The 16,177-nt window shown below is 42.4% G+C and carries 15 protein-coding genes; 13 read left to right on the top strand and 2 right to left on the bottom strand.

The window, feature by feature from the left end; all coding sequences use genetic code 11:
• Window positions 1-59: 59 nt before the first annotated feature.
• The 4 genes from ahrC to spo0A all read left to right on the top strand — a co-directional run bounded on the left by ahrC (window position 60) and on the right by spo0A (window position 4,647).
• Complete coding sequence (gene ahrC / locus NST18_RS09165; RefSeq protein ID WP_004889608.1) at window positions 60-509, top strand: transcriptional regulator AhrC/ArgR; 450 nt, start codon at window positions 60-62, stop codon at window positions 507-509.
• An 18-nt stretch (window positions 510-527) separates the two neighbouring features.
• Entirely contained in the window at window positions 528-2,258 is a 1,731-nt protein-coding gene (gene recN, locus NST18_RS09160) for a DNA repair protein RecN (protein ID WP_340721377.1), read from the top strand.
• Between the two features lie 114 nt (window positions 2,259-2,372).
• Window positions 2,373-3,650 (top strand): SpoIVB peptidase, encoded by a 1,278-nt coding sequence (gene spoIVB / locus NST18_RS09155; RefSeq protein WP_004889610.1) that lies wholly within the window; start codon window positions 2,373-2,375, stop codon window positions 3,648-3,650.
• Between the two features lie 217 nt (window positions 3,651-3,867).
• A complete protein-coding gene (gene spo0A, locus NST18_RS09150) occupies window positions 3,868-4,647 on the top strand; it encodes a sporulation transcription factor Spo0A (protein ID WP_064214093.1) in 780 nt (259 codons plus the stop codon).
• A gap of 22 nt (window positions 4,648-4,669) precedes the next feature.
• On the opposite strand, the gene NST18_RS09145 is transcribed toward spo0A, so the two are convergent.
• A complete protein-coding gene (locus tag NST18_RS09145; RefSeq protein WP_064498956.1) occupies window positions 4,670-4,816 on the bottom strand; it encodes a YycC family protein in 147 nt (48 codons plus the stop codon).
• 55 nt (window positions 4,817-4,871) lie between these two features.
• Here NST18_RS09145 and NST18_RS09140 point away from each other — a divergent pair, with 55 nt between their 5' ends.
• Entirely contained in the window at window positions 4,872-5,606 is a 735-nt protein-coding gene (locus tag NST18_RS09140) for a glycerophosphodiester phosphodiesterase (protein WP_064214094.1), read from the top strand.
• On the opposite strand, the gene NST18_RS09135 is transcribed toward NST18_RS09140, so the two are convergent.
• A complete protein-coding gene (locus NST18_RS09135) occupies window positions 5,598-5,852 on the bottom strand; it encodes a DUF2627 domain-containing protein (RefSeq protein WP_004889615.1) in 255 nt (84 codons plus the stop codon). The two genes, NST18_RS09140 and NST18_RS09135, sit on opposite strands and share 9 nt — an antisense overlap.
• A gap of 123 nt (window positions 5,853-5,975) precedes the next feature.
• Here NST18_RS09135 and NST18_RS09130 point away from each other — a divergent pair, with 123 nt between their 5' ends.
• The 8 genes from NST18_RS09130 (at window position 5,976) to NST18_RS09095 (ending at window position 16,104) form a co-directional block, all read left to right on the top strand.
• Window positions 5,976-8,042, top strand: coding sequence for a sigma 54-interacting transcriptional regulator (locus NST18_RS09130; protein ID WP_064220649.1), 2,067 nt, complete (start codon window positions 5,976-5,978; stop codon window positions 8,040-8,042).
• 128 nt (window positions 8,043-8,170) lie between these two features.
• On the top strand, window positions 8,171-9,073 hold the full coding sequence (yqiS, locus tag NST18_RS09125) for a phosphate butyryltransferase (RefSeq protein ID WP_004889618.1): 903 nt from the start codon (window positions 8,171-8,173) through the stop codon (window positions 9,071-9,073).
• Between the two features lie 17 nt (window positions 9,074-9,090).
• A complete protein-coding gene (gene bcd / locus NST18_RS09120; RefSeq protein ID WP_004889619.1) occupies window positions 9,091-10,194 on the top strand; it encodes a branched-chain amino acid dehydrogenase in 1,104 nt (367 codons plus the stop codon).
• A 65-nt stretch (window positions 10,195-10,259) separates the two neighbouring features.
• Complete coding sequence (gene buk, locus NST18_RS09115; protein WP_004889621.1) at window positions 10,260-11,360, top strand: butyrate kinase; 1,101 nt, start codon at window positions 10,260-10,262, stop codon at window positions 11,358-11,360.
• A 12-nt stretch (window positions 11,361-11,372) separates the two neighbouring features.
• Entirely contained in the window at window positions 11,373-12,794 is a 1,422-nt protein-coding gene (gene lpdA / locus NST18_RS09110; protein WP_004889622.1) for a dihydrolipoyl dehydrogenase, read from the top strand.
• A 14-nt stretch (window positions 12,795-12,808) separates the two neighbouring features.
• Complete coding sequence (locus tag NST18_RS09105; RefSeq protein WP_004889623.1) at window positions 12,809-13,807, top strand: thiamine pyrophosphate-dependent dehydrogenase E1 component subunit alpha; 999 nt, start codon at window positions 12,809-12,811, stop codon at window positions 13,805-13,807.
• Window positions 13,808-13,809: 2 nt separating this feature from the next.
• On the top strand, window positions 13,810-14,793 hold the full coding sequence (locus NST18_RS09100) for an alpha-ketoacid dehydrogenase subunit beta (RefSeq protein ID WP_003394199.1): 984 nt from the start codon (window positions 13,810-13,812) through the stop codon (window positions 14,791-14,793).
• Between the two features lie 12 nt (window positions 14,794-14,805).
• The gene (locus NST18_RS09095; protein WP_004889625.1) at window positions 14,806-16,104 is read left to right on the top strand and encodes a dihydrolipoamide acetyltransferase family protein; all 1,299 of its coding nucleotides are present in this window, start codon (window positions 14,806-14,808) and stop codon (window positions 16,102-16,104) included.
• The last annotated feature ends 73 nt before the right edge of the window (window positions 16,105-16,177 follow it).

Here is a 16,177-nt window from a genome sequence, read left to right as displayed (position 1 = left end):
GTTCGGTAACATAGAAGTATAAATATGCATATGTTATACACACGAAAGAGGTGTTTTCGTTGAATAAAGGACAACGTCATATTAAAATTCGTGAAATTATTTCAAATCATGATATTGAAACACAAGATGAGCTTGTTGATATGTTGCGCAAAGAAGGTTTTAACGTCACGCAAGCAACGGTGTCTCGTGACATTAAAGAACTTCATTTAGTAAAAGTGCCGATGATGGATGGGCGATATAAATATAGCTTACCTGCCGATCAACGATTTAATCCGCTCCAAAAGTTAAAACGAGCGCTCATGGATGCATTTGTAAAAATTGATGGAGCAGGTCACCTGCTCGTTATGAAAACGCTGCCGGGAAATGCGCATGCTATCGGTGTACTGCTCGATCATTTAGAATGGGATGAAATTGTTGGCACGATTTGTGGTGATGATACTTGCTTAATTATTTGCCGCACGCCAGAAGATACAGAAGTTATTTCAAAACGATTGTTGGACATGCTGTAATAAAGGTGTGAGCGTAAGATGTTAGCGGAGTTATCTATCAAAAATTTTGCCATTATTGAATCCCTTTCGCTTTCGTTTGAAAAAGGATTAACCGTTTTAACTGGAGAAACGGGAGCGGGAAAATCCATTATTATTGATGCCATTCATTTGTTAATTGGCGGACGCGGCTCAGCAGAATTTGTTCGATACGGCGAAACAAAAGCAGAAATCGAAGGTCTTTTTTTGCTTGAACAAGATGATCACCCGTGTTACAGCAAATGTGCCGAGCTTGGCATCGATATAAGCGATGGGATGATTGTGCTTCGTCGAGAGCTAACGATAAACGGAAAAAGCGTCTGTCGCGTAAACGGAAAATTAGTCACGATCGCGACATTGCGTGAAATTGGCTCCACACTTGTAGATATTCACGGACAACATGAGCATCAAGAATTGCTTGATGAAAATAAGCATTTATATTTATTAGATGAATATGGAGGCGAGCGTATTCGTGACGCATTAAAGGAATATAAAGCTTTATATGCGGCATACGAGCGAGTCAAGCGTCAACTGCAAAAGTTAAATGAGAATGAGCAACAAATGGCGCATCGTTTAGATTTATTAACTTTTCAGTTAGATGAAATTCAAAAAGCAGAGCTACAGTTAGATGAAGATGAACAGCTAATGGAAGAGCGGCGAAAAATCGTTAACTTTCAGAAAATATACGAGGCGTTACAAAGTAGCTATGAAGCGCTTTACGGGGAGCAACGCGGACTTGATTGGATTGGATTAGTGATGAATCATTTAGATCATGTGAGCGAAATCGATTCATCGTTGAAACAAGCCCAAGAAGTTGTATCGAACTGTTATTATTTGTTAGAAGAAGTGGCCCATCAACTGCGTGAGCAATTAGATCAATTAGAATACGACCCCCTTCGGCTTGACGAAATTGAAAGTCGCTTAAATGAAATTAACCATTTAAAACGCAAATACGGTCAAACGGTGCGTGACATTTTAGAATATGCGGCGAAAGTGGAAGAAGAAATCGAAACGATTCAACATCGCGACGATCATATTCATAAATTACAAACTGAGCTTCAATCCATTACCGCTGATTTATTAGTTGAAGCGAAACATATAAGCGAATTGCGTATGCAATATGCGAAACAACTGATCGACGACATTCATCAAGAGCTAAAAGATTTATACATGGAAAAAACGACGTTTGATGTTGTTTTTCGAAAACCTCAAGGAACGTACGATGATCCATTGCTTGACGGAACGCCTGTAAAGTTGCAATCAAACGGAATAGATGAAGTTGAATTTTACATTTCGACAAATCCAGGCGAGCCGTTAAAACCGCTTGCGAAAGTTGCATCAGGCGGAGAATTGTCGCGCATGATGCTTGCTTTAAAAAGTATTTTTTCTAAACATCAGGGCGTCACTTCCATCATTTTTGATGAAGTCGATACCGGTGTAAGCGGTCGCGTTGCTCAATCCATTGCGGAAAAAATTTATCGCGTGGCACGCCATTCGCAAGTATTATGCATTTCGCACTTACCACAAGTGGCAGCGATGGCGGATACGCATTTATTTATTGCAAAAGAAACGAAGGATGGACGGACAACAACAACGGTGGAAGCGTTAAACGAACAAGAAAAAATTAACGAAATTAGCCGGATGATCTCTGGAGTGGAAATTACAGAATTGACGAAACAACATGCGCGTGAGTTATTGCAATTGGCGGCAAAAACGAAAAACGAAACAGCTTAAATGCCAACATTGGCATTGTTTTTTCGTTTCGTCCGGTTATATTTCGATTGTTTCAGGCAACATTAAATAGTGTAGGATTCGGTGTGTACGTAGGAACGAGGAGAGTGAAGACATTTGAATTTTGACAAATTAAGAAAAGGAATAGGTGCATTTCTCCTTGTTTCTTTTATCGTTCTAACTATGGCAACACCATTTCAAAAGTATGTAAATATTCCAAAACAAATTGTATTATTTCAAGGACAAACGGCTCATGTGCCTGCATCTGGCTCTGTCCAAGCTGTAACAACAAACGCTGTTTCTGTTCGACAAAAAGAAAAATTAGCGATTAGTGGAGAACATGTCGGGGAAAGCGATGTCGTTTTACAAATGGCAGGATTTCCAATTAAACAAGTAAATGTAAAAGTATTGCCAGATTTCAAAATCGTTCCAGGTGGCCAATCGATCGGTGTGAAATTAAATACGGTTGGTGTTCTTGTCGTCGGTCACCATTTAGTGGAGACGGAACAAGGAAAACAATCTCCCGGGGAGAAGGCTGGCATTCAAGTAGGGGACGCGATTACCCACATTAACGGACAAAAAATCGAAAAAATGACGGATGTTTCTCCATTCATTGAAGAGGCGGGAAGAACGGGTAAATCTTTACGATTAACCGTTGCTCGTGATCACCATACGTTTGAAACAATACTGACTCCGTTGAAAGATAAGCACGATCAGGCGTATCGTATCGGATTATACATTCGCGACTCAGCAGCAGGAATTGGAACAATGACGTTTTTCGATCCGAAATCAAACATATATGGAGCACTCGGACATGTCATCTCCGACATGGATACGAAGAAGCCAATTATCGTTCGGGATGGAACGATTGTTAAGTCGACAGTGACGGCGATCGATAAAGGAAGAAACGGAAGTCCTGGTGAAAAACTGGCGAGATTTTCGGCCGATAAACAAGTGATTGGCGACATTAAAACGAACAGCCCGTTCGGTATTTTTGGTAAACTCTCAAAACCGATTCAAAATGGTATTTTTGACAAACCGATGCCCATTGCTCTGTCGACAGACGTAAAAAAAGGTCCAGCAAAAATATTAACCGTCGTCGAGCAAGATCGGGTGGAAGCGTTTGATGTTGAAATCGTTAGTGTGACACCGCAAAAATTCCCAGCTACAAAAGGAATGGTCATCAAAGTAACCGATCCACGACTATTAGAAAAAACAGGTGGAATCGTTCAAGGAATGAGTGGAAGTCCGATTATTCAAGATGGAAAACTTGTTGGGGCTGTGACACATGTATTTGTTAACGATCCGACATCCGGCTACGGCGTGCACATTGAATGGATGTTGCATGAAGCTGGAATTAACATTTATGATCGAAACGAACAAAAAGCGAGCTGATATTAGCTTGCTTTTTGTTTTTCCACGCAATTTGTCATGTTTTATCATGACACGACGTAAACATGTAGTATAAAATAAAAGAAACAGCATGCGCGAATGCTTTATGAAAAATATAAATTATTTGACTAATTTCGCAAAAGAAAAAGGATTTTCATCCATTGTGTCGAATTAAGCACGTGTGTGATAAAAGATCATTGCTTTAGGGAGGAAGGGTTTCGTGAGTACAATCAAAGTGTGCATTGTAGATGATAATCGTGAGTTAGTGCATTTGCTTGAAGAATACATTACAAGCCAAGGGGATATGGAAGTCATTGGCGTTGCATATAATGGACAAGATTGTTTGCAACTGTTGCGTGAGCGCGATCCTGATGTTCTTGTTCTCGATATTATTATGCCTCATTTAGACGGCTTGGCTGTATTAGAAAAGTTGCGCATGTTCAAACAGCCATTGCCAAACGTCATTATGTTAACAGCGTTTGGTCAAGAAGATGTAACGAAAAAAGCAGTTGAACTTGGAGCTTCTTACTTTATTTTAAAGCCGTTTGATATTGAACATTTAGTGAATCAAATTCGTCATGTATGCGGCAAAAAGCCAGCTGTATTAAAGCGACCGCTCCTTTCGCCAATTCGTGACGGAAAGCCAAAAAACTTAGATGCAAGCATTACGAACATTATTCACGAAATCGGTGTTCCTGCACACATTAAAGGATATTTATATTTGCGTGAAGCGATTGCGATGGTATACAACGATGTTGAATTGCTTGGATCAATTACAAAAGTGCTTTACCCAGACATTGCGAAAAAATACAATACGACAGCTAGTCGCGTAGAGCGAGCGATTCGTCATGCGATTGAAGTCGCATGGAGCCGTGGCAATTTAGAGTCCATTTCGTCTTTATTTGGTCATACGGTCAGCATGTCGAAAGCGAAACCGACAAATTCCGAATTTATTGCGATGGTTGCTGATCGGCTAAGACTTGAACATAAAGCGAGCTAATAAAAATAAGGTAGTCGAACGGCTACCTTTTTTGTTGTTCCTTTTTTTCGATTTCAAGTAACTTTTGGATTAATATGTGCTGAGGCATGTGCATAATTTGTTCTAGTGGGACATTTAATGCTTTTGCTAGCTTTTGGGCGGTTTCTAACGAAATTTGTAACGGTCGCATACATTTCACTCCTTTCATACGTTAAGTATAAAACATTTTTTAAGGTGGGAAAAGGATGACACATATTTTTGCTCATCGTGGATCAGCAGGAACGCATCCAGAAAATACGATGATTTCGTTTATGGAAGCGGCACGTGTGGAAGCGGACGGAATTGAACTTGATGTACAACTCTCGAGAGACGGTGTGGTTGTCGTCATTCATGATGAAACAGTGAATCGAACGACAGACGGAACAGGATGGGTAGGACAAATGACGTATCGGCAATTACGGAAATTAAATGCTAATTATAAATTTAAAAAATACGGCTTTTGTCCCATTCCATCGTTACAAGAAGTGTTTGAGTGGGCGAAAAACACGTCGTTACTCATCAATATTGAACTAAAAAACAACCTGATCCCTTATGAACGGTTAGAAGAAAAAGTGATTGAACTCGTTGAACGATACGATTTAGCATCGCGTGTCATTTTTTCCTCGTTCAACCACGAAAGTATGGCAACATGTCACCAATTGGCTCCCCATATTGAAACAGCGCTACTATATATGGAAAAGTTGCATCGGCCGTGGAGCTACGCTCATACGTTACAGGCGCTAGCGCTTCATCCGTATCACCCAACTGTAGATCGGGCTTTTGTTGAACTCGCTCACGCTAACGATTTGCTCGTCCGTCCTTTTACGATCAATAAAGAAGCGTTGATGAAAACGATGTTTCAATATGGAGTAGATGGTATATTTACCGATTTTCCAGAAAAAGCGCAAAACGTACGCGAAAAAACGCTTCGATCACTCTGAATCGAAGCGTTTCTTTTTTTGGAAGCGTGGTTGCACTTTATTTCGTTTTCGATCGCGATGCAAAATAAATCCTGCAATAAAGCCAAGACCGACAAGAAAACAAAATAAGCCAAGCAAAAACTGGACAATAAGTGAAGGAATAGGTGCGTGTAAAATATAGAATATTGTATCACGCATCCATTTAATTCCCAATGCTGCTATAAATCCGGGAATAAGTAAAATAAGTAGGGCGATCATTCGTTGCATAAAACAAAACCCTTTCCGTTTGTTCTGTTTTCATCATAAATGTTTTTGATGGTTTGTCAAGAAGAGAAAAACAATGTATGATGAAAGCGTCTGCAAAAAATTGCAAACGAATAGGTGATGGGAATGAAAAAAGTATTAATTGTCGGAGCAGGCAAAGGTGGGAGTGCGCTATTAAAAATGTTTCATGAAACAAAACTGATGGATGTTGTGGCGATTGTCGATCGAAACGACGATGCGCCAGGGATAAAGGCTGCGCGTGACATGGGTATTCAAACGAGCAACCATTGGCGTGATGTGTTAACGGACGACATCGACATCATTGTTGAAGTCACAGGAGACGACGAAGTGTTTACTACGTTGCGTAAAGCAAGCGCTGCGCATACGGTCGTCATTCCGGGTGATATTGCCTATATTATTGCACAACTTGTCGAAGAAAAAGAACAACTTATTGCTACGTTAAAAACAGCAACAACGAAGCATGATTTAATTTTTAACTCTACACATGATGGAATGATTGTTATTGATGAACGTGGTTTTGTAACGCATATGAATCCAAGTGCAGAGAAGATGATTGGAAAAAAGAAAAAGGAAGTTATAGGATCACATATTTTGCATGTCATTCCAGCTAGCGGACTACCACGTGTATTACAGACGAGAGAAGTCGAGTTGAATCAAGAATTGTTATTAGAAAACGGAAAAAAAATGATTACGACACGTATTCCGTTAATCGACGAAAACGGCGAATTATTCGGCGCTTTTGCGGTATTTAAAGATATTACAGAAGTTGTTCATTTAGCGGAAGAAGTAACAAATTTAAAAGAAATTCGCACGATGTTAGAAGCCATTATTCATTCCTCAGAAGAAGCCATTTCTGTTGTTGATGAATACGGAAAAGGTATTTTAATTAATCCGGCGTACACAAAGTTAACGGGCTTATCAGAAGAAGAAGTGATCGGAAAACCAGCGACAGCAGATATTTCAGAAGGGGAAAGCATGCATATGAAAGTGTTAAAAACACGGCGGCCAGTAAGAGGTGTGCGCATGAAAGTCGGACCGAAAAAGCGAGATGTCGTCGTGAATGTAGCCCCGATTATCGTTGATGGGGTATTAAAAGGGAGCGTCGGTGTCATCCACGATGTATCTGAAATTGAACAGTTGACCTCTGAGTTACAACGCGCTCGTCAAATTATTCGTACGTTAGAAGCGAAATATTCATTTGATGATATCGTCGGCACGTCTGAGGAAATGATGTTAGCGATTGAACAGGCGAAATTGGCAGCGAAAACACCAGCAACCATTTTGCTTCGTGGTGAATCCGGGACAGGAAAAGAATTGTTTGCACATGCTATTCATAATGCGAGTGATCGAAAATATCACAAATTCGTTCGTGTCAATTGCGCTGCCATTTCTGAATCACTACTTGAAAGCGAATTGTTTGGTTATGAGGAAGGAGCGTTTTCTGGTGCAAGACGCGGAGGAAAAAAGGGACTATTTGAAGAGGCAAACAACGGAAGCATTTTTTTAGATGAGATTGGCGAGTTATCAGCTAATATGCAAGCCAAACTATTACGGGTGCTGCAAGAAAAAGAAATTGTGCGCGTAGGTGGCACAAAGCCGATTCCGATTAATGTACGTGTCATTGCGGCAACAAATGTTCACCTCGAAAAAGCGATTGCCGATGGGACTTTTCGTGAAGACTTATACTATCGGTTAAATCGCATGCCGATTTACATCCCGCCGCTACGTGCTCGAAAGCAAGATATTCCAGCTTTATGTGAACGACTCATACAAAAACTAAATCAAGACTATGGACGTAATGTGGAAGGGATTACAGATGATGCGCTCGCTTATTTACTCTCTTACGATTGGCCAGGCAATGTGCGTGAGTTAGAAAACGTATTAGGGCGCGCCATGATTTTTATGAAATATAACGAAGTCATCATTGAGCGTAAACATATTTCATTGTTGCATAAGCCGAAGGAGCAAGAACATCTTTCTTCTCCCGAATGGTCCAATGACCATAAGCCGTTAGCAAAGCTAGTCGAGCAGTATGAAGCGAAAGTGATTGAAAGCGTGTTACATGCATGCCAAGGAAATAAAACCGCAGCCGCCAAGCAACTCGGTATTTCGATACGAAATTTATATTACAAACTTGAAAAGTATGGACTTGATAAAAAGAGCATGCAATAATGTTCATAGTATGCAAAAATCTGCAATAAAAAATAAATAAAAGTAAAGCGTTTTCAATAAAAAAGAAGTTGGCACGCCCTTTGCAAGAATATAAAGCGACGAAAAAACAAAGGGGTTGAGCAGATGAGATGAAGCTACAATCGTTGGTCACCAAAGCAACCCAATTTCCTAAAGCAACGGTAGCTGTTGCGGCAGCAGAAGACGAAGAAGTGTTAAAAGCGGTCGCACAAACGCTACAAGCAGGATTCGGGCGATTTATCTTATATGGCGATGAATCCGTTTTATCACGCCTCGTTGCTGAACACGTCCAAGATGTCGGTCACGACGCTATCCGCATCGTTCACGCTTCGACAAACGAAGAAGCAGCCCATATGGCTGTGAAAGCGGTGCATGAAAAGGAAGCAAGTGTCTTGATGAAAGGGAACGTACCGACAGCAACGATTTTAAAGGCGGTGCTAAATAAAGAATATGGACTTCGTACAGGCCGTGTTTTATCGCATGTTGCTGTATTTGATGTGCCGAATTATGAACGTCCTATTCTTGTTACTGACGCAGCGATGAATATCGCACCTGATTTACAACAAAAAGCAGAAATTATTATGAACGCAGTACAAGTGGCAAAAGCAATTGGCATCCATACGCCGAAAGTTGCACCACTCGCCGCTGTTGAAGTTGTCAATCCAGCGATGCCGGCAACGATTGATGCAGCCGCATTGTCCCTTATGAATCAACGAGGACAGTTGAAAGATTGCATCGTCGATGGACCGCTCGCTTTAGATAACGCCATTTCCGTTGAATCAGCGCAACATAAAGGCATTCAAAGTTCGGTAGCAGGACATGCGGATATTTTAGTTGTGCCGAACATTGAAACGGGAAATGTGCTATATAAATCGCTCGTGTACTTTGCCCGCGCACAAGTTGGAGGGATCATTGCTGGTGCAAAAGCACCCATTGTATTAACATCTCGCGCGGATTCAGCAGAAAGTAAATTATACTCGCTAGCACTAGCCATTTGTGCAACGGACAAATAACAAGGGGGGAACGAAAGATGGAGATTTTTAAATATATGGAACAATACGACTATGAGCAATTAGTATTTTGCCAAGATAAAGAATCAGGATTAAAAGCGATCATTGCGATTCACGATACAACGCTTGGACCAGCGTTAGGCGGTACGCGCATGTGGATGTATGAATCAGAAGATGCAGCCATTGAAGATGCGCTTCGTTTAGCGCGTGGGATGACATACAAAAACGCAGCAGCTGGATTAAATCTTGGCGGTGGAAAAGCGGTTATCATTGGGGATCCGCGTAAAGATAAAAACGAAGCGATGTTCCGTGCGTTCGGTCGCTTCATTCAAGGGTTAAATGGCCGTTATATTACAGCGGAAGACGTTGGTACAACGGTTGCTGATATGGATATTATTTATGAAGAAACAGACTATGTGACAGGTATTTCACCAGCGTTCGGTTCATCTGGAAATCCTTCTCCGATTACTGCATACGGCGTGTATCGCGGTATGAAAGCAGCGGCAAAAGAAGCATTTGGTAGCGATTCGCTTGAAGGAAAAGTGATCGCGGTACAAGGTGTTGGTAATGTTGCTTACAATTTATGCCGTCATCTTCATGAAGAAGGAGCGAGGCTGATCGTTACAGACATTAATAAAGAGGCGGTGCAACGCGTTGTTGAAGAATTTGGGGCGCAAGCGGTAGACCCGAACGATATTTATAGTGTGCAATGCGACATTTTCGCTCCATGTGCGCTTGGAGGAATTATTAACGACCAAACAATTCCACAATTGAAAGCAAAAGTTATTGCCGGTGCTGCGAACAATCAATTGCGTGAAGCAAGACATGGAGACATCATTCATGAAATGGGTATCGTTTATGCGCCAGACTACGTCATTAACGCGGGTGGCGTCATTAACGTAGCGGATGAGTTATATGGATACAACCGCGAACGTGCGCTGAAAAAAGTTGAGCAAATTTACAACAATATTGAAAAAGTCATCGAAATTGCGAAACGTGACGGCATTCCAACATACCAAGCAGCCGACCGTTTAGCTGAAGAACGCATTGCGAAAATGCGTCAATCACGTAGCCAATTTTTACAAAACGGTCAACACATTTTAAGCCGTCGCCGTACGCGCTAAAAATATGCAATGAAGCGAGGACGTATGTTCTCGCTTCGTCGATGATAAAAATGGAGGGTTACACATTGCAGGAACATTCATTTCGCATCTTAGTCATTAATCCGGGATCGACGTCAACGAAAATTGGCGTCTTTGATAACGAGCGCTCCATTTTAGAAAAAACGATTCGTCATGATACAGAAGCGTTACGAGCGTATAAAAAAATTATTGACCAATACGAATTTCGCAAACAAACGATTTTAGAAACGCTTGACCATGAAGGAATTAATATTTCTAAGCTCGATGCAGTATGCGGACGCGGTGGCTTACTTCGTCCGATTGAAGGTGGCACATATGCTGTCAATGAGGCGATGCTGCAAGATTTAAAGCGCGGATACTCAGGCCCGCACGCTTCGAATCTCGGTGGAATTTTAGCGCACGAAATTGCTTCAGCATTAAACATTCCAGCGTTTATCGTCGATCCAGTCGTTGTAGATGAACTTGACCCGATTGCTCGCGTTTCTGGCTTTTCATTAATTGAGCGTCGCAGCATTTTCCACGCGTTAAATCAAAAAGCAGTCGCTCGCCGCGTCGCCAAGCAAATGGGAAAAACATATGAGGAGGTCAATTTCATCGTCGCGCATATGGGCGGAGGTATTACAGTTGGTGCACATCAACGCGGACGCGTTATTGATGTCAACAACGGATTGGACGGAGAAGGTCCGTTTAGCCCTGAACGTGCCGGTACTGTGCCAGCGGGTGATCTCGTTTCTCTCTGTTTCTCTGGTGAATATTATCGAGAAGAAATTATGCGCATGCTCGTTGGAGGCGGAGGTCTCGTTGGTTACTTAGGGACGAATGATGCAGTGAAAGTCGAAAAAATGATTGAAAATGGCGACGAAAAGGCGAAGCTCATTTATAGTGCGATGGCGTATCAAGTAGCGAAAGAAATTGGAGCAGCAAGCGCAGTATTATCAGGAAAAGTTGATGCCATTATTTTAACGGGCGGTTTAGCATACGGAAAACAGTTTGTAAAAGAAATTGCTGATCGCGTACAATGGATTGCCGATGTCATCGTGCAGCCAGGAGAGAATGAACTGCAGGCACTCGCTGAAGGAGCGCTTCGCGTATTGCGTGGAGAAGAAGAAGCGAAACAATATCCACAAGCGGTCAAAACAACGGTTTAAGGGGATGAAATGATGGCAAAAGAATACGATGTAGTCATACTTGGAGGCGGAACAGGCGGATACGTCGCTGCGATTCGTGCTGCTCAGCTCGGTTTAAAAACAGCGGTTGTCGAAAAAGGAAAACTTGGAGGAACGTGTTTGCATGCGGGATGTATTCCAAGCAAAGCATTATTACGGAGCGCGGAAGTGTATGCACAAACGAAAGAAAGTGAAACGTTTGGTGTAGTAGCTAGCGAGGTACGATTAGATTTTGCGAAAGTGCAAGCGCGTAAGCAAGCGATTATTGATCAACTGCATAAAGGCATCCACATGTTAATGAAAAAAGGGAAAATCGATGTATATGAAGGAACGGGACGCATTTTAGGACCTTCGATTTTTTCACCGATGCCAGGTACGATTTCGGTCGAGATGAATGACGGAACAGAAAATGAAATGCTTGTACCAAAATACGTTGTTATCGCAACAGGATCTCGTCCGCGCACACTACCGGGGTTAACAATTGACGGTCAATTTGTCATGACTTCAGATGAAGCGTTGCGCATGGGGACGTTGCCATCTTCGATCATTATTGTCGGTGGTGGCGTCATTGGCATCGAATGGGCATCGATGTTGAATGACTTTGGCGTGGATGTTACAGTCATTGAATATGCAGATCGTATTTTGCCAACAGAAGATCGCGATGTCTCCAAAGAAATTGAAAAAATATTAAAACAACGTGGTGTACGCATCGTTACAAAAGCAAAAGTATTGCCTGACACACTCGTTGTTGAAAATGGTGTCCGCATTCAAGCAGAAATCAACGGACAAAATGAAACGTTTACAGCAGACAAAATGCTCGTTTCCGTTGGACGTCAAGCAAATATTGAAGGTATTGGATTAGAAAATACTGACATTGTCATTGAAAAAGGCTTTATTCAAACGAATGAATACTATCAAACAAAAGAAAAACATATTTACGCCATTGGGGATGTGATCGGTGGCTTACAGCTTGCTCATGTCGCTTCACATGAAGGGATTATTGCGATTGAGCATCTTGCTGGAAAAGAAGTTCATCCGCTTGATTATGCGATGGTGCCAAAATGTATTTATAGTCGTCCGGAGGCAGCAAGTGTAGGTTTGACAGAAGAAGAGGCGAAGGCAAAAGGATATGACGTGAAAGTCGGCAAATTCCCATTTAAAGCGATTGGAAAGGCACTTGTATACGGAGAAGCTGAAGGGTTTGTAAAAATTGTTGCTGATGCAAAAACAGACGATTTGCTCGGCGTACATATGGTTGGTCCGCACGTCACAGATATGATTTCTGAAGCTGGATTAGCACGTGTGCTTGATGCGACACCGTGGGAAATTGCTCACACCATTCATCCGCATCCGACGCTGTCAGAGGCGATGATGGAAGCGGCGCTTGCTGTTGATGGAAAAGCGATTCATTTTTAAAGGAGGAATGAATGATGGCGGAAAATCGTCATAAACAACTCGGTTTAAGCGATGAAACCGTTTTACAAATGTATGAAACGATGGTGTTAGCACGTAAAATTGACGAACGGATGTGGTTATTAAACCGCGCAGGTAAAATTCCGTTCGTGATCTCTTGTCAAGGGCAAGAAGCGGCGCAAGTAGGAGCGGCATTCGCTTTGGATCGTACGAAAGATTATGTGTTGCCATATTATCGCGATATGGGCGTCGTATTAACGTTTGGGATGACGCCGACAGAATTGATGCTTTCCGCATTTGCAAAAGCGGAAGATCCAAACTCTGGCGGTCGCCAAATGCCAGGGCATTTCGGGAAAAAGAAAAACCGCATCGTCACAGGTTCTTCTCCAGTTACAACACAAGTACCACATGCTGTTGGGATCGCTTTAGCAGCGAAAATGGAGAAAAAAGATTTCGTATCGTTCGTTACATTTGGGGAAGGGTCTTCGAACCAAGGTGACTTCCATGAAGGGGCTAACTTTGCAGGAGTTCATAAGCTGCCGGTCATTTTTATGTGCGAAAACAATAAATATGCGATCTCTGTTCCAATTGAAAAACAATTAGCATGCGAAAAGGTGTCAGATCGTGCCATCGGCTATGGCATGCCAGGGTATACAGTGGATGGTACAGATCCGCTTGAAGTATATCGCGTTGTCAAAGAAGCAGCCGATCGTGCGCGCCGTGGTGAAGGACCAACATTAATTGAAACGGTTGCTTATCGCTTAACAGCGCATTCGTCGGATGATGACGATCGTGCATATCGTACGCCAGAAGAAATTGCAGAGGCAAAGTCAAAAGATCCAATTTATTTATTTGCAAACTACTTAAAAGAAGTAGGCGTATTAACAGATGAGTTGGAAAAAGAAATTCTCGATCGCGTCATGAAACAAGTGAACGAAGCAACAGACTACGCAGAAAAAGCACCATATGCACAACCAGAACATGCGTTGAAATACGTATACGCAGAGGAGGAATAAATATGCCTGTCATTTCATATATCGATGCCGTTACGATGGCGATTCGCGAAGAAATGGAACGTGACCCACGCGTATTCGTACTCGGGGAAGACGTTGGGAAAAAAGGGGGGGTATTTAAAGCAACGCAAGGGCTTTACGATCAATTTGGTGAAGAACGCGTCATTGATACGCCGCTAGCGGAATCTGCAATTGTTGGCGTCGGCATTGGCGCCGCGATGTACGGATTGCGTCCAATTGCAGAAATTCAATTTGCGGACTTTATTATGCCCGCTGTAAACCAAATTATTTCTGAAGCAGCGCGCATTCGTTATCGCTCCAATAACGATTGGAACTGTCCGATTGTCATTCGTGCCCCATATGGCGGTGGAGTTCATGGAGCATTATACCATTCACAATCGGTCGAAGCGATTTTTGCAAACCAGCCGGGGTTAAAAATTGTTATGCCATCTACACCATACGACGTAAAAGGATTATTAAAAGCGGCCATCCGTGACGAAGACCCTGTGCTGTTCTTTGAACATAAACGAGCGTATCGTCTCATTAAAGGGGAAGTACCAACGGATGATTATGTATTACCGATTGGTAAAGCGGATGTAAAACGCGAAGGAGAAGATATTACAGTTATTACGTACGGTTTATGTGTTCATTTCGCATTACAAGCTGCTGAAAAATTAGCGCAAGAAGGCATTTCTGCTCACATTTTAGATTTGCGTACTGTATATCCGCTTGATAAAGAAGCGATCATTGAAGCAGCAAGCAAAACAGGAAAAGTGTTGCTTGTGACAGAAGACAATAAAGAGGGAAGCGTCATGAGCGAAGTCGCTGCCATTATTGCAGAACATTGTTTATTTGATTTAGATGCTCCAATTATGCGACTTGCTGGTCCAGACGTTCCAGCGATGCCATATGCGCCAACGATGGAAAAATTCTTTATGGTCAACCCAGATAAAGTCGAAAAGGCAATGCGCGAATTGGCGCAGTTTTAAGGAGGAGTGACGATGGCGATTGAGAAAATTACGATGCCACAGCTTGGTGAAAGCGTAACGGAAGGAACGATTAGCCAATGGCTCGTATCGGTTGGCGATCGCGTCAATAAATACGATCCGCTCGCTGAAGTGATGACAGATAAGGTGAATGCGGAAATTCCTTCTTCATTTGCAGGAGTCATTAAGGAAATTATCGCAAAAGAAGGAGAAACATTGCCTGTTGGTGCTGTCATTTGTACGATTGAAGTCGAAGGAGAAGAACAAGTAGAAGAAAAGCAAATGAGCGTGGAAAACGAATTGCCGCCGACGAATGAACAAGCGAATAAACAACCGATGAAAAAGCAAGGCGGTGAGCGCGGACGCTATTCGCCAGCTGTTCTTCGTCTCGCGCAAGAACATAACATCGATTTAACACAAGTGACAGGAACGGGCATGGGCGGACGCATTACGCGCAAGGATTTACTCAAATTCATTGAGTTTGGTAACGTACCGAAAGCGGATGCGCCAGAACAAGCCGTCGAGCCGATCCAACAAGTAGAAGTATCGAAACAGGAAGTCGCACCAAAAGTGGAATTACCAAAACAGCAAGCACCGAGCGTTTCTGTGCAAGCGGGCGACATCGAAATTCCTGTCACACCAGTGCGTAAAGCCATTGCGACAAACATGCTTCGCAGTAAACATGAAGCACCGCACGCATGGACGATGGTTGAAGTCGATGTGACGAACTTAGTCGCTTACCGCGATTCCATTAAAGACGAATTTAAAAAGCGCGAAGGGTTTAACTTAACGTATTTTGCGTTTTTTGTAAAAGCGGTGGCTCAAGCGTTAAAAGAATTCCCACAAATGAACTCGATGTGGGCAGGAGACAAAATTGTTCAAAAGAAAGATATTAACATTTCAATTGCCGTAGCGACAGATGACGCACTTTTTGTCCCAGTTATTAAACATGCGGATGAAAAATCGATTAAAGGGATTGCACGTGAGATTGCGGAATTAGCCGCAAAAGTGCGCGCAGGCAAGCTCCGTCCGGAAGATATGCAAGGTGGTACGTTTACGGTTAACAATACAGGTTCGTTTGGCTCCGTTCAATCCATGGGAATCATCAACTATCCACAAGCGGCGATTTTACAAGTGGAATCGATCGTGAAACGACCTGTTGTAAAAGACGGCATGATTGCTGTTCGCGATATGGTTAACCTTTGCTTATCGCTAGATCATCGCGTGCTCGATGGCTTAATTTGCGGTCGCTTCTTAGCGCGTGTGAAAGACATTTTAGAAAACATATCGAAAGACAATACGCCAATTTATTAAATGAAAAGAGGGTGTCCACTTAGGACCCCTCTTTCATCATATTATCCATTTTACACTTGTTCGTTGCCCAAGC

Origin of the sequence: Anoxybacillus sp. FSL W8-0104, assembly GCF_038004465.1 — a bacterium.
Classification (GTDB): domain Bacteria; phylum Bacillota; class Bacilli; order Bacillales; family Anoxybacillaceae; genus Anoxybacillus; species Anoxybacillus flavithermus_G.
Note: the sequence above shows the minus strand (reverse complement) of the source record. Positions and strands in the feature narration are given on the sequence as shown.